Raw genomic sequence first — 13,682 nt, forward strand, 5'->3', positions numbered from 1 at the left:
TAGGTTAGGTCGCTCCGCGCCCGACCGGCCCGACCGCCACGCGCTCTCCCGCCGATGCCGTGCTCGGGATCCGGCCCCGGCACCGCCGGACGCCGACCCGCTGCGGACCGACCCGCGGGCGTCTCCCGTCCCGCGGCACCGCCTCCTGGAAAGAGCCCCCGAATGACCACGCCCTTCACCGATCGCCTCCCGCTCGCTCGCCAGGCCGTCGACCGCGACTACCTCTCCCGAGCCCGTCCCGACCTCTACGACGAGCTTCTCGCCGACCCGGCGACGCGCGTCCTGGCCCTGCGGAAGGACCGCGCCCTGGTCGACGGCGACCGCCTCGCGCTGCAGAGGGCCGACTCCGTCACCTCAGGCACGCTCCGCGTCTACCTCGGTCGGACCACGGTCGACGCCGACGGCGAGCCCGCGGGCACGCCGGTCGTCGCCACCGTGCTGACCGAGGCGGCCGCCCTCGAGCTCGAGCCCGACGAGTCGCGCTGGAGCCAGCTGCGCCCGATCGCCGAGCGCCTCAGCCGCCGCGACGCGGGCCTCTTCGCCGAGGCGCTCGCGATGGCTAACTGGCACGCCGTGCACGCCTACTCCCCGCGCAACGGCGACCCGACCGTCGTCGAGCAGGGCGGCTGGGTCCGCCGCTCGCCGACCGACGGCAGCCAGGTCTTCCCGCGGACCGACCCCGCGATCATCGTCTGCGTCCTCGACGCCGACGACCGCCTGCTCCCTGGGCTCGAACGCCATGTGGGGGAGCGACCGCTTCTCGCTGCTCGCCGGCTTCGTCGAGCCGGGCGAGTCGCTCGAGGCGGCCGTCGTGCGCGAGATCTTCGAGGAGTCGGGCATGCGCGTCGTCGACCCCGCCTATCTCGGCTCGCAGCCGTGGCCGTTCCCCGCGTCGCTGATGGTCGGCTTCACCGCCCGCCTCGCGCCCGATCAGGAGCCCGCGGCGCTGCGACCGGACGGCGAGGAGATCGTCGACCTGCGCTGGTTCACCCGCGACCAGCTGCGCGACTCGCTCGAGTCGGTGCTTTTGCCCGGCCGCTCCTCCATCGCCCGCGCCATGATCGAGGACTGGTACGGGGGCGAGCTCGAGAACGGGCCCATCGCGTGAGCCTGCTCGACGGGCTCGACGAGGGGCAGCGGGAGGCGGCGGAGGCGCTGCTCGGGCCGGTCTGTGTGCTCGCGGGAGCGGGCACCGGAAAGACCCGCACCATCACGCACCGCATCGCGCACGGCGTGGCCACGGGCGTCTACACCCCGGGCCGCGTGATGGCGCTGACCTTCACGAGCCGCTCGGCCGCGGAGCTGCGCTCTGCGCCTGCGCGTCCTCGGTGCAGGAGGGGTGCAGGCGCGCACGTTCCACGCCGCCGCGCTCTCGCAGCTCGGCTACTTCTGGCCGCAGCTGGTCGGCGGCACGATGCCCCAGCTGCTGGACGGCAAGGCCCGCCTGCTGGGCCACGCGGCCGAGCGGCTCCGTCTCAAGCTCGACACCGCGACGCTGCGCGACCTCTCGGCCGAGATCGAGTGGCGGAAGGTCTCGGCGCTGTCGCTCGAGCAGTACGCCGTCGCCGCGCGCACGCGGACCCTGCCCGGTCGGCTCACGCTCGATCAGACCGTCGCCCTGGTCGACGAGTACGAGGGGCTGAAGGACCAGCGCCGGCAGATCGACTTCGAGGACGTGCTCCTCGTCACCGCCGGCATGCTCGAGTCCGAGCCCGCGATGGCCATGCAGGTGCGCGAGCAGTACCGCTTCTTCGTCGTCGACGAGTACCAGGACGTGAACCCGTTGCAGCAGCGGCTGCTCGAGCTCTGGCTGGGCGACCGGAGCGACCTCTGCGTCGTGGGCGACGCGAGCCAGACCATCTACTCCTTCGCCGGCGCGCGGGCGGACTACCTCCTCGACTTCCCCGCGCACTGGCCCGCCGCCACCGTGGTGCGCCTCGAGGAGAACTACCGGTCCGCGACCCCGATCGTGCAGACCGCGAACCGGCTCATGCGCGGGCGCCCGGGTGCGCTCGTGCTGCACGCGGTCGAGAAGGGCGAGGCGCCGGAGCCGTCGATCGACGCGTACCCCGACGACATCGCGGAGGCGCGCGAAGTGGCCGCCCGCGTCGCCGCCGACATCGAGGCGGAGTGCGGCCCTCCGACATCGCGATCCTGTTCCGCACCAACTCGCAGTCGGCGGTGCTCGAGCACGCCCTCACCGAGCGCGGTGTCAGCGCGTACATGCGCGGCGGCAAGCGGTTCTTCGACCTGCCGGAGGTGAAGCAGGCGGTGATGCAGCTGCGCGCCGCCTCCGTCTCGATCGCGGGGGAGCCGCTCTTCAAGTCGGTCAGCGACGTCCTCCGCTCGCTCGGCTGGAGCGCGGAGCCGCCGTCGGCCCCGGTGCCGTGCGCGATCGGTGGGAGTCGCTCGACACCCTCGCCCGCCTCGTCGACGAGGCTCCCGCCGACTGGACGTTCCGGCAGTTCACCGACGACCTCCTCGCCCGGCAGCAGGTGCACCACGAGCCGGACCGCGCGGCGGTCACCCTCGCGACCATCCACTCGGCCGAGGGCCTCGGGTGGGACTCGGTCCACCTGATGGGCCTCTCGGAGGGACTGCTCCCCATCTCCTACGCGAGCGGACTCCGAGGGCATCGACGAGGAGCGCCGCCTGCTCTACGTCGGCATCACCCGCGCGCGGCGGCGCCTGCGCCTCTCGTGGTCGCGCTCGACGGTGGGCCGGGTGACGCGGAGGGAGCCGTCCCGCTTCCTGGAAGAGCTCGGCACGCGCACTCGCGGTGCGGCTCCAGCCGCCGCTCGCTGAAGCCGCCCGAGGCGTCGGAGTAGATCCGCTCCCGGTCGCTCAGCGCCGTCCCGCCCGCGAGGACGCGGCGCAGCACGGCGTCGGCCGCCACGACGGCGATCGCGGCGCTCGCGAGCGCGGTCGGGTCGGCGCGCGTCGGCCGAGCACCTGGATGACGAGCCGCGGCCACTCGGGATCGAGGTCGATCCGGTCGCGCTCGGCGCAGTGCAGGCACGGGCCCGCGCCCGGTTCGACCAGCGGCCCGACCCGCACCGCCTCGTCGCCGAAGACGACCGCCAGGTGGGGCACGTCGGCGGCCAGCCAGTGCGCGGCCCGGACCGGAGCGACCGCGAAGTCGGCCAGCAGCACGGCGACGTCGGGCACCGCGTCCTCCCCGACCAGCTCGCAGCCCTCGCCACGCAGCAGGCTCCGCAGGGCGTCCGCCGCGGTGCCGTCGCCCTCGACGACCACGCGCGGTGCGGGGGAGGGCCGGGTGAGACGTTGCGCGACAGCACCGGGCGCAGCGCTTCGAGCAGCTCGTCGATCCGCTCGTCGGACGCGCCCGCCCGCCGCGCGATCAGCCGCGCGGTTCCGGCGCTGGTGCCCACCCGCAGCGCGTGCAGCAGCAGCTCCTCCGCGTAGCCGACGCCGTCGAGGACCACGTGCGGGCGGTCGAGCCCGACCTGCATCGCGGTCGCTGAGCGCCAGAGGAGCAGGGAACCGGGGATCGAGTCGGAGGACCGTGCCGAGAGCATGGCCGAGTCGGCGGCGGGGCCGGGGAGTTCTCCACAGGTCCCGCCGCCGGGAGGCGATCAGACCGGGCGGTCGCCCGTCGGGCCGGCCGCGTCGTCCGGGCCGTCGCCCGCTCCGTCGGCCGGGGGAGCGTCGGGGGTGCCGCCGTTGAGCAGCTCCTCGAGCGCGCGGTCCATCTCGTCGGGCTCCGGGGTCTCGCCGCGGGCCTCCGCGCTCAGGCGGGCCACGAGGCGGCTCGGGTCGTCGAGATCCTCGGAACCCGGCAGCAGATCGGGGTGCGACCACAGGCTGTCGCGCGCCTCCGGTCCGACGGCGTCGGTCACCGCCTGCCACATGGCGGCGGCGTCGCGGAGCCGGCGCGGGCGCAGCTCCAGGCCGACGAGCGTCGCGAACGCGGACTCGGCCGGGCCGCCCGAGGCGCGGCGGCGGCGGACGGTCTCGGCGATCGCCCCGGCGCTGGGCAGGCGGGTGGTCGCGGCCGCGGTCACGACGTCGACCCGGCCCTCGATCAGCGCGAGGACCGTCTCGAGGCGGCCGTGCGCCGCGAGCTGCTCCTCGGTCTTGGGCGGGATCAGCGCGCCGGAGGTCATCGCGTCGCGCAGCTCCTCGGGGTTCGACGGGTCGAAGTTCCCGGCGAGCTCCTCGAGGCGGGTGGTGTCGATGCTGATGCCGCGCGCGAAGTCGGTGATCTGCGAGATGAGGGCCAGTCGGAGCCACTTGCCGTGGCGGAAGAGGCGGGCGTGAGCGAGCTCGCGCACGGCCAGGTAGATCTGCACCTGGTCGATCGGGATGTCGAGTCCCTCGCCGAACGCGGCCACGTTCTGCGGCAGGATCGCGGCGTCGTTCTCCTCGAGCAGGGGGATCCCGATGCTCGCCTCCCGAGACGACCTCCGCGGCGAGCTGCCCGACGACCTGGCCGAGCTGGAGGGCGAAGAGCGTTCCGCCGATGCCGCGCATCATGCCCTCGGCTCCGGCGATCATCTCGCGCATCTCCTCCGGCGCCTGCTCGCGCATCACGCGGGTCAGCGCGTCCGAGATGCTCAGGGCGACGGGCTCGGCGAGCTGCGTCCACACCGGCATCGTGAGCGAGATCCACTCGAGGCGGCTGATCGTGCGCGGCGGGCGGGAGAGCTCCGAGACGTAGGCGACCTCGTCCAGCCAGAGGGCCGCGACGCCGAAGGCCGCGTCGAAGGGGGCCCGCACTGAGTCCGTGACCGGCGCAGGTCGGCGCGGGCGAGCTGCTTGGCCTGCTCGCTCGCGAGCGTCCAGTTGATGCCGTCGCCGTTCTGCTGCATCGCGCGCTGCAGCTGCGAGAGCAGGTTCTGCAGGGCGACCGGGTCGTTCGGGAGTCCGGCGGCGCCCGCGAGCTGCGACGGATCGATCGGACCGTCACCCGAGAGGAACCGGCTCAGCATCTCGCGGAACTCGTCCTCCGACCCCTCGCCGGGTCGGTCAGCACTGTCGCCTGCGGCCATTCGGATCAGCCCTCCGTCGTTCGGGTGAACGCCCGTGACGGGCGCGGGATCGTGACTCGACTCCCAGTCGTGCAAGCTACGTTAGCCCGAGTGCCCGGGCGATCGGCCTGAAGACGACCGCAGCCGCAGGGCCCGCTTCCGCCCGCCGCGAACACTCCGGCGGAGCTTCCCCGCACGCCCTGAGGAAGGCCCCCGTGACGCTGTTCTCCGACGATCCCCGGCACTCGCCCTCACGCGGGAAGCGGGCGTGGGTGGGACCGACCGTGCTGTTCTCGGGCGTCGCCCTGGTGGTCGCGCTGGGCATCGCGCCCGCCCCTTACGTCATCGAGCAGCCGGGTCCCGTCTTCGACACCCTCGGCACCAGCGAGGCCGACGGCGAGGACGTCCCGCTCATCTCCATCCCCGACGAGCCCACCTACCCGCGACCGGCACGCTCGACATGCTGACCGTCTCGGTCGTCGGGAATCCCGAGAGCCTGCCCAACTGGGTCGAGATCGTCGGCGCCTGGTTCGACCGCAGCAAGGCCGTCGTCCCGGTGGAGTCGATCTTCCCGAGATCGGTCACGGTGCAGGAGCGCGACGAGGCCAACCAGGCCGAGATGACCGACTCGCAGCAGGAGGCGATCGCCGTGGCGCTGACCGAGCTCGGCTATCCGGTCGCCCAGCAGGTGTCGGTCGTGCAGATCCCGGAGGACTCGCCCTCCGTCGACGTGCTCGAGCCGGGCGACGCGGTCGTCGCGGTCGAGGGCGCCCCCGTGTCCGCACGTCGCCGCTCTCCCGCGACGCCGTGCAGGCGTCCGGTGCCGGTGTCCCGGTCGACCTCACGATCGAGCGCGACGGCGCGCGCCAGGACGTCGAGGTGGTGCCCGTCGACAGCGACGGCGCCGCGGTGATCGGCATCGTCGCCGGCCTGGCCTTCGACTTCCCCTTCGAGGTCGACATCCAGCTGAACGACGTCGGCGGCCCGAGCGCGGGCATGATGTTCGCCCTCGGCATCATCGACAAGCTCACCGAGGGCTCGCTCAACGGCGGCGAGGAGGTGGCGGGCACCGGCACCATCGACGCGGACGGGCGAGGTCGGGCCCATCGGCGGCATCCGGCAGAAGATGTTCGGCGCGGTGGCGGCGGGCGCCGACTGGTTCCTCGCTCCCGCGCAGAACTGCGGCGAGGTCGTCGGGCACGTGCCGGACGGCATCGACGTGCTCAGCGTGGCGACGCTCGACGAGGCGCTCGCCGCGCTCGACGGCATCGCCTCCGGCGACGTCTCGGGACTGCCCACCTGCGACGGGGCGACTCCGATCGGCTGACGCGCGCCTCCTGCTGTCGAGGCCGACGCTCAGGTGGGGCCCGCACCCGTCGCATAGCATGGGTGGCCTCCCCTCACATCTCGACAGCAAGAGGCCTATCCGTGAGTTCCACAGCAACCGAAACCCCGCAGCGGAAGAGACGGAGCGTCCTCGCCGTCACTGTCGTGGTGGTGGCCGTTCTGGTGGTGGCGTTCTTCGTCTTCGCCGGTCTCTACACCGACATCCTCTGGTACGACCAGCTCGGCTTCCTCTCCGTCCTCACGACGCAGTGGGCGGCGGCCGGCGGGCTCTTCGTCATCGGCTTCGCCGCCATGGCGATCCCGGTCTTCATCAGCCTCACGCTGGCCTACCGCCTGCGCCCGGTCTACGCGAAGCTCAACTCGCAGATCGACCGCTACCAGCAGGTCGTGGAGCCGCTGCGCCGTCTGGCGACCTTCGGCATCCCCGCGGTCCTGGGACTGTTCGCGGGCGTCTCGTCGGCGTCGCGCTGGCAGACCAGCCCGACCTTCTGGAACCGCACCCCCTCGGGCGACATCGACCCGCAGTTCGGGCTGGACACGTCCTTCTACCTGTTCGAGCTGCCCTTCTACCAGAGCCTCGTCGGCTTCGCCTCGGCGGTCCTCATCATCTCGGCGCTCGCCACTCTGGCCACGGGCTACCTCTACGGCGCGATCCGCGTGAACGGCCGCGAGGTCCGGATCTCGAAGTCCTCGCGCATCCAGCTCGCGATCATCGCGGCGCTCTACCTCCTCGTGCAGGCCGTCAGCCTCTGGCTCGACCAGTACGCGACCCTCACCGACCAGGGCGCCCGCATCACCGGAGCGACCTGCTCGTCGGTCAACGCGACCATCCCGAGGCCTGCAGATCCTCGCCGGCGTCGCCGTGCTCGTCGCGGTCCTCTTCGTCGTCACCGCGTTCATCGGACGCTGGCGCCTCCCCGTCATCGGCACCGCGCTCCTGATCGTCCCGAGCCTGCTCGTCGGCTCCCTCTACCCGTGGGTCGTGCAGAAGTTCCAGGTCGAGCCCAACGAGCGCACGCTCGAGGAGCCCTACATCCAGCGCAACATCGAGATGACCCGCCAGGCGTACGGCGTGGACGACGTCCAGGTCATCCCGTACGACGCGACCACCGACGCCGAGCCGGGCGCGCTGCGCTCCGACGCCGAGACCACCGCGAACATCCGCATCCTCGACCCCGCCGTCGTGACGGACGCGTTCTCGCAGCTCCAGCAGTTCCGTCAGTACTACGCGTTCGGCGATGAGCAGAACGCCCTCGACGTCGACCGCTACAGCATCGACGGCGCGACCCAGGACGCGGTCGTCGGCGTCCGCGAGCTGAACCTCAACGGTCTGGGCAACAACCAGACCTGGTACAACCAGACCCTCGTCTACACCCACGGCTACGGACTGGTCGCCGCGTACGGCAACCAGCGCTCCGCCGACGGCGAGCCCGTCTTCATCGAGTCGGGCGTGCCGACCACCGGTGATCTCGGCGACTACCAGCCGCGCATCTACTTCGGCGAGAACTCCCCGGCGTACTCGATCGTCGGCGGGAACGGCGACCGCAACATCGAGCTCGACTACCCGTCGGGCACCGAGGGCGAGCAGCAGACCTACACGACCTTCGACGGCGAGGGCGGACCCGCGCTCGACAACGTGTTCAAGAAGCTCGTGTACGCGATCAAGTTCCAGTCCGAGCAGATCTTCCTGTCGGACGGGGTCAACACCGAGTCGCAGATCCTCTACGACCGCAATCCGGTCGACCGCGTGCAGAAGGTGGCCCCCTACCTGACGCTCGACTCCGACGCCTACCCGACCGTCGTGGACGGCCGAGTGGTCTGGGTGGTCGACGGCTACACCACCTCCGCCGAGTACCCGTACTCGGAGGTGCAGAGCCTCTCGCAGGCGATCGCCGACACGAACACGCAGCAGCAGTTCCCGACCGACGACGTCAACTACATCCGCAACTCGGTGAAGGCGAGCCGTCGACGCGTACGACGGCAGCGTCACGCTCTACGCGTGGGACACCGAGGACCCGATCCTGCAGACCTGGCAGAAGATCTTCCCGAGCACGGTCGAGCCGATCAGCGAGATGTCGGCCGACCTGCTCAGCCACGTCCGCTACCCCGAGGACCTCTTCAAGGTCCAGCGCGCGGTCCTGGGCACCTACCACGTCACGGACGCGGGCTCCTTCTACTCGCGCGAGGCGGCCTGGTCGACTCCGAACGACCCGACCAGCGGCACCTCGACCGCCGCGGCGGTCGGCGGGGACTGCTGCGGCCCCCGTACTACCTGACGCTCCAGACGCCCGACGTCGAGGTGCCGTCGTACTCGCTCTACTCGACGTACATCCCGGCCAGCACGCCCGGAAGCCAGGCGAGCCGCAACGTGCTCACCGGGTACCTCGTGGCCGATTCCGACGCGGGCGCGACCGAGGGCGTCGCCGACGGCTACGGGACCCTGCGGCTGCTCGAGCTCCCGAGCGACGACACGGTGCCCGGCCCCGGTCAGGTGCAGAACGCGTTCAACACCGGCCCGACGGTCGCCAACCAGCTCGCCCTGCTCTCGCGCGGCGACACGACGGTGACCCAGGGCAACCTGCTCACCCTCCCGGTGGGCGGCGGACTGCTCTACGTGCAGCCGATCTACGTGAGCTCCAACGGCGACACGAGCTTCCCGCTCCTGCAGAAGGTGCTCGTCGCGTTCGGTGACGACATCGCCTTCGAGGACACCCTCGACGCGGCTCTCGACAGCCTCTTCGGCGGGGACTCGGGCGCGGACGCGGGCGACACCGGCACCCCGGTCACACCCGACACCGGCACCGGGACCGATCCCGGTACCGACACCGGTGCGGACCGGGGACGGACACCGAGACCGGCGGCACCGACACCGACACCGGCACGGGCGACCAGACGCCGCTGCAGCAGGCCCTCGCCGACGCCAGCACGGCGCTCGCAGCCCGCGAGGCGGCGCTGCGCGACGGCGACCTCACCGCCTTCGCCGCAGCCGACGAGCAGCTGACCGAGGCCCTCACCCCGGGCGCTCGAGGCGGAGGGGGCAGCAGTGGCACGATGGTCCAGGTGGACCGGGGCGAGCACCTGCGCTCGGGGGAGTGGCTCGATCTGAACCGCGCCCTCTGGGACGAGCGCGTCGCCGCGCACGCCGGCAGCGCGTTCTACGACCTGTCGGCGCTGCGGGGCGGCGCGGGCCGGCTCTTCCCGGTCGAGGAGGAGTCGCTCGCCCGCGTCGCCCCCGGCGGCTGGGAGGGCAAGCGGGTCCTGCACCTGCAGTGCCGCTTCGGAGCCGACACCCTCGCGCTCGCCCAGCGCGGCGCAGAGGTCATCGGCGTCGACTTCTCGATGGCGGCGGTCCGCGAGGCGCGTCGTCTCGCGACCGAGCTCGGACTCGCCGGCCGCGCCCGTTTCGTCTGCTCCAACCTCTACGAGCTGCGGCACATGCTGCCGGAGCCCGACTCCTTCGACGTCGTCGTGACGACCTGGGGCACCGTCGTGTGGCTCCCGGACCTCGTCGAGTGGGCGCGGATCGTCGAGTGGTTCCTCGCGCCCGGCGGCTCGTTCGTGTTCGTCGACACGCATCCGGCCGCGGCCGTGCTCACCGGCTCGCCCGAGGGGCCGGAGCCGCGCTTCCAGCAGCCGTACGACGGCGGCGGTGAGCCGCGCGTCGTCGAGGGTGCCGGCGACTGCGCAGGCACGGACGTCGCCTTCGAGAACGATCGCGCCCACGAGTGGAGCCACTCGCTCGGGTCGATCGCCTCCGCCCTGCTCGGTGCGGGCCTCTCGATCACCGAGCTGCGCGAGGAGCCGATCGCACCCTGGCGCGTAGCGCCCCAGCTGGTGCAGCGCGAGGACGGCGCCTGGGCCTGGCCCGAGCAGGAGTGGCTGCCGCTCGCGCTCGCGATCACGGCCTCGAAGCGCTCCTGATCGGGCAGCGCCCCGATCTGCTCCGTCCTCGATTTGCGCCTCCTCCCGATCCGCGTGTAGTGTTTCTTCTTGTGCCGCGGGGTGGAGCAGTTCGGTAGCTCGCTGGGCTCATAACCCAGAGGTCGTAGGTTCAAATCCTGCCCCGCAACAGGAAAGCGAAGCGGTCTCGTCAGAGGCCGGGTTTCGTCGTTAACGGGCGGCTCCCGAGCGTGTGCCGCGCGGCGCTCAGCCCGCGTCGATCACGCTGAGCACGTTGCCCGCCGGGTCGCGGAACCAGGCGATGTCCGGGCCGTGGCCGCGCATCACTCCGGTCGCGTCCGTCGGCAGCTCGTCGTCGTCGTAGATCTTCGTGGTCACTCCACGGCGTTCAGCCCGGCGACCGCGTCGTCCACCGAGTCGACTCGCGAGGTTGAGGATCGTGAAGGTCGCGGGGACGTGGTCCTGCTTCGGGTAGGCGATCGCGTGCCCGCCGCCGGGCAGGTCGATCTCGAGGATCCCCATCGCGTTCACCGACACGTCGAACCCGAGCGCGCCGCCGTAGAAGGCCCGCGCGGCCTCGATGTCGTCGACGCTGAAACCGCTGAACACGCGCTCGCTCGTGACCACGGCGCACTCTTCCGCCCGCGGGCGGCTCCGTTGCCGCTCCGTCTCCTCGGACGCTACTCTGATCGGCTGCCCGCGTCACCACCGCCGGCGGCTCCGGACGACGAGGAGGAGGAACCCGCATGGCCGTCGCGCTGCCCTCGCGCCCTCCGGCCCTTCCGCACCCGCCGCTACCGGTTCCTCGCCGGCGCGCTCGCGCTGTCCCTCGTCGCCAGCGGTGTCTGGATCGTCGCGCTGGTCTGGCAGGTCATCGCCCTGGGCGGCGGGCCGAGCGACGTCTCGCTGGTCGCGGCCGCCAGCGCCTCGGGCCTCGTGCTCGCCGTGCTGCTCGGGGAGTGGCCGCCGACCGCGTGCCCCAGCGCCGGCTGCTGGTCGCGGTGGAGGCCGCCCGGGTCATGGTGGTGCTCGGAGCGGTCGGCCTGGCGGCGGGCGGCGTGCTCACCGTCGCTCACCTGACGGCGATCGCGTTCGTGCTCGGCGTGGGCGAGGCGTTCTTCTTCCCCGCGTACTCCGCGATCCTGCCCCGACTGCTGCCGCCCGATCAGCTGCTCGCCGCGAACGGCGTCGAGGGAGCGCTGCGCCCCATCGCGCAGAGCGCGGCCGGACCGGCGATCGCGGGGGCGGTCATCGCGGTGGCCGCTCCCTCGGCCGCCTTCGCCGTCGCGGCGCTGGGGTACGCGCTCGGACTCGCGGCCCTGCTCCTGATGGGACCCGTGCCCGTCGAGCGCGCGCCGGCCGCCGGAGGATCACCGCTGCGCTCCGCACTCCGCGACCTGCGCGAGGGGTTCGGCTACATGGTGCGGACGCGCTGGCTCCTGGCGACGCTGCTGTTCGCCGTCGTCCTCGTGTTCCTCGTGGTCGGTCCGATCGAGGTGCTCGTGCCCTTCGCGGTGCGCGATCAGACCGGTGCGGGAGCCGGAGGCTACGCCCTCGCCCTCACCGCGTACGGAGCGGGAGGCGTCGTGGGCTCCCTCGTCGTCTCCTCGCGCGGTGCCGCGGCGCTACCTGACGACGATGATCCTGCTGTGGGGCCTGGGCACGCTGCCGTTCGCGCTCCTCGGCCTCGTCGACCGGCTCTGGATGATCGCGGCGATCCTGTTCCTCGACGGGGTGACCGGGTCGGCCGCGCAGGTGCTGTGGGGCACGCTGCTGCAGCAGCGGGTGCCGCCGGCTCTGCTGGGCCGGGTCTCGAGCCTGGACTTCTTCGTCTCGCTGGCGCTGATGCCGGTCTCGATGGCCGTCGCGGGCCCGGTGGGCGAGTCGGTCGGCATCGGTCGGACGTTCGCCGTGGTGGGAGTCCTCGCGGCACTCTCCGCGGTCGTCACGCTCCTGCTCGCCCGCCTCGGACCGGACGAGCTGGCGCACCCGCTGCGCACGTCGTGAGGGCGCGCCGGACGGTTGCGACGACGGTGCCCCCCGGGGTATCTCTCGTCCGGGATGAAAAGGGTGACGAGGTGACGGACGACCAGGTGGACGAGAGCCCGACGACCGGAGACGGGACGGGCGCGATCGACCACCCCACCCGGCGCAGCCGCCGGGAGGCCGAGTCCTCCTCCGCATCGGGAACTCAGCAGCCCCGCTCGGACTCGTCCGAGGGCGACGCCGCCCACCGCGGCGACCGACCGGCGCGCCCCGCCGCCGGCCGCCGCTCCGCCACGACCGGTGCCGTGCCGATCGTGCCCGCGGACGCTCCCCGCGACGACGCCTCCCGTCCCCGCGGCTCCGGGTCATCCCGCGACGTCCGTCGCAGCCCCGGTCCTCTCGTCGGTTCCCCCGGTCCTCTCGTCCGTGCCCCCGGTCCGCCGTCGCGGCGCCCGGGCGCTGCGCGGCGCGGTCAGCACCGTCGCCGTCGCCGCCATCGCGGGCATGGTCGCGGTCATGGCGCTCCCCGCCTACTCGTTCGATCCCGCCGACGACTCCCAGGCCGCCGTCGAGGCCGCGCCGCCGCATCCGCGCACTCGGCACGCAGAAGCTCACCGTCTCGGCGTCCGCGACTGCAGGAGCAGGTGATCCGCGACTCGTTCACGGCCCCCACGCAGCAGCAGCTCGACGAGGCCGCCGCCCAGGCGCGCGCCCTCGCCGAGGCGGCCGAGCCGCGCCGCCCGCGAGGCGCAGCAGGCCCAGGAGGCAGAGGAGGCCGCTGCGAGCGGCACGAGCACGGCCCTTCCGGGCTCCAGCACCTCGGTCACCCCCCGCGAGGAGGGCGACGACTACCCGTGGCGCGATCAGCTCACGGACGACCAGGGCGGCGGACTCTCGCCGTTGCGCTACTACTACCGCGAGTGCGTCGACTTCGTCGCGTGGCGGCTCAACCGCGACCAGGGGTCCACGGGCGCTCCGTGGAAGTGGACCTGGGGCAACATGACCCCGGGCGGAGGCAGCGCCTACGCCTGGGCGGGCCAGTGGGCGTCGCACGGCTGGGTGACCAGCAGCACCCCGGTGCCCGGCAGCGTCGCCTGGTTCACGGGCAACCACGTCGCGTACGTGCAGTCGGTCAACTCCGACGGCACGGTCTCGCTCGGGAAGTACAACTGGGGCAACGACCACTCGTACCACACGCGCACGGTGCCGGCCTCGAGCGTCCCGCTCTTCCTCTACCCGCCGAGTTGAGCGTGAGCACCGGCCCCGCCGCGGGCGGCATCGGATTCGCCGTCGCGCAGTTCGCTCCGGTCGCCGACCGCGACGCGAACCTCGCCACCATCCGCCGTCCAGTCACGACGGCCGTGCAGCGCAGGGCGCGCGTCGTCGTGCTGCCCGGAGTACAGCTCCTCCTTCTCGGACCCGCTCGGACCCGAGCTGCTCGCCGCAGGGGAGCCGCTC

The 13,682-nt window shown here is 72.7% G+C and carries 11 protein-coding genes, 1 tRNA gene and 5 pseudogenes; 13 read left to right on the forward strand and 4 right to left on the reverse strand.

Going from position 1 to position 13,682, the window contains the following annotated elements; translation table 11 throughout:
• The first annotated feature begins 162 nt into the window (after window positions 1-162).
• Window positions 163-1,108 (forward strand): annotated as a pseudogene (nudC, locus tag AC0CII_RS23960) (NAD(+) diphosphatase).
• Window positions 1,105-2,805: pseudogene (locus AC0CII_RS23965) on the forward strand (ATP-dependent helicase). Before nudC ends, AC0CII_RS23965 begins: the two co-directional pseudogenes overlap by 4 nt.
• Before the next feature lie 39 nt (window positions 2,806-2,844).
• On the opposite strand, the gene AC0CII_RS23970 reads toward AC0CII_RS23965, so the two are convergent.
• Entirely contained in the window at window positions 2,845-3,255 is a 411-nt protein-coding gene (locus tag AC0CII_RS23970; protein WP_465230799.1) for a hypothetical protein, read from the reverse strand.
• Window positions 3,256-3,596: 341 nt separating this feature from the next.
• Window positions 3,597-5,012 (reverse strand): annotated as a pseudogene (locus AC0CII_RS23975) (zinc-dependent metalloprotease).
• 194 nt (window positions 5,013-5,206) lie between these two features.
• Between AC0CII_RS23975 and AC0CII_RS23980 the strand changes: the two are divergent.
• The 6 genes and pseudogenes from AC0CII_RS23980 (at window position 5,207) to AC0CII_RS24005 (ending at window position 10,407) form a co-directional block, all read left to right on the forward strand.
• A complete protein-coding gene (locus AC0CII_RS23980; RefSeq protein ID WP_465230800.1) occupies window positions 5,207-5,458 on the forward strand; it encodes a hypothetical protein in 252 nt (83 codons plus the stop codon).
• Window positions 5,452-5,904, forward strand: coding sequence for a hypothetical protein (locus tag AC0CII_RS23985; protein ID WP_465230801.1), 453 nt, complete (start codon window positions 5,452-5,454; stop codon window positions 5,902-5,904). The genes AC0CII_RS23980 and AC0CII_RS23985 overlap by 7 nt, the downstream gene beginning before the upstream one ends.
• A 213-nt stretch (window positions 5,905-6,117) precedes the next feature.
• Complete coding sequence (locus AC0CII_RS23990; RefSeq protein ID WP_465230802.1) at window positions 6,118-6,318, forward strand: hypothetical protein; 201 nt, start codon at window positions 6,118-6,120, stop codon at window positions 6,316-6,318.
• 101 nt (window positions 6,319-6,419) lie between these two features.
• Window positions 6,420-9,350 (forward strand): annotated as a pseudogene (locus AC0CII_RS23995) (UPF0182 family membrane protein); the annotation flags it as partial.
• Window positions 9,351-9,398: 48 nt separating this feature from the next.
• On the forward strand, window positions 9,399-10,259 hold the full coding sequence (locus tag AC0CII_RS24000; protein ID WP_465231081.1) for a class I SAM-dependent methyltransferase: 861 nt from the start codon (window positions 9,399-9,401) through the stop codon (window positions 10,257-10,259).
• 75 nt (window positions 10,260-10,334) lie between these two features.
• Window positions 10,335-10,407: transfer RNA gene (locus AC0CII_RS24005), tRNA-Met, on the forward strand.
• 77 nt (window positions 10,408-10,484) lie between these two features.
• Here the strand turns inward: AC0CII_RS24005 and AC0CII_RS24010 are convergent.
• Window positions 10,485-10,865 carry a VOC family protein gene (locus AC0CII_RS24010; protein ID WP_465230803.1) on the reverse strand — a complete coding sequence of 127 codons (381 nt, stop codon included), beginning with the start codon at window positions 10,863-10,865 and terminating at the stop codon, window positions 10,485-10,487.
• Between the two features lie 30 nt (window positions 10,866-10,895).
• Here AC0CII_RS24010 and AC0CII_RS24015 point away from each other — a divergent pair, with 30 nt between their 5' ends.
• From AC0CII_RS24015 to AC0CII_RS24030, 4 genes and pseudogenes are all read left to right on the forward strand, one after another.
• Window positions 10,896-11,318, forward strand: coding sequence for a hypothetical protein (locus AC0CII_RS24015; RefSeq protein ID WP_465230804.1), 423 nt, complete (start codon window positions 10,896-10,898; stop codon window positions 11,316-11,318).
• Window positions 11,240-11,785, forward strand: a pseudogene (locus AC0CII_RS24020) (MFS transporter); the annotation flags it as partial. The gene AC0CII_RS24015 and the pseudogene AC0CII_RS24020, both read left to right, overlap by 79 nt.
• Window positions 11,769-12,245 (forward strand): hypothetical protein, encoded by a 477-nt coding sequence (locus AC0CII_RS24025; RefSeq protein ID WP_465230805.1) that lies wholly within the window; start codon window positions 11,769-11,771, stop codon window positions 12,243-12,245. The pseudogene AC0CII_RS24020 and the gene AC0CII_RS24025, both read left to right, overlap by 17 nt.
• 405 nt (window positions 12,246-12,650) lie before the next feature.
• On the forward strand, window positions 12,651-12,872 hold the full coding sequence (locus AC0CII_RS24030; protein ID WP_465230806.1) for a hypothetical protein: 222 nt from the start codon (window positions 12,651-12,653) through the stop codon (window positions 12,870-12,872).
• On the opposite strand, the gene AC0CII_RS24035 is transcribed toward AC0CII_RS24030, so the two are convergent.
• Window positions 12,836-13,051: a hypothetical protein gene (locus AC0CII_RS24035; RefSeq protein WP_465230807.1), complete on the reverse strand. Its 216-nt coding sequence runs from the start codon at window positions 13,049-13,051 to the stop codon at window positions 12,836-12,838. The genes AC0CII_RS24030 and AC0CII_RS24035 overlap by 37 nt on opposite strands.
• A gap of 73 nt (window positions 13,052-13,124) precedes the next feature.
• Here AC0CII_RS24035 and AC0CII_RS24040 point away from each other — a divergent pair, with 73 nt between their 5' ends.
• Window positions 13,125-13,472, forward strand: coding sequence for a CHAP domain-containing protein (locus AC0CII_RS24040; protein WP_465230808.1), 348 nt, complete (start codon window positions 13,125-13,127; stop codon window positions 13,470-13,472).
• The last annotated feature ends 210 nt before the right edge of the window (window positions 13,473-13,682 follow it).

The sequence above is a fragment of the Rathayibacter sp. AC182 genome (assembly GCF_979253875.1).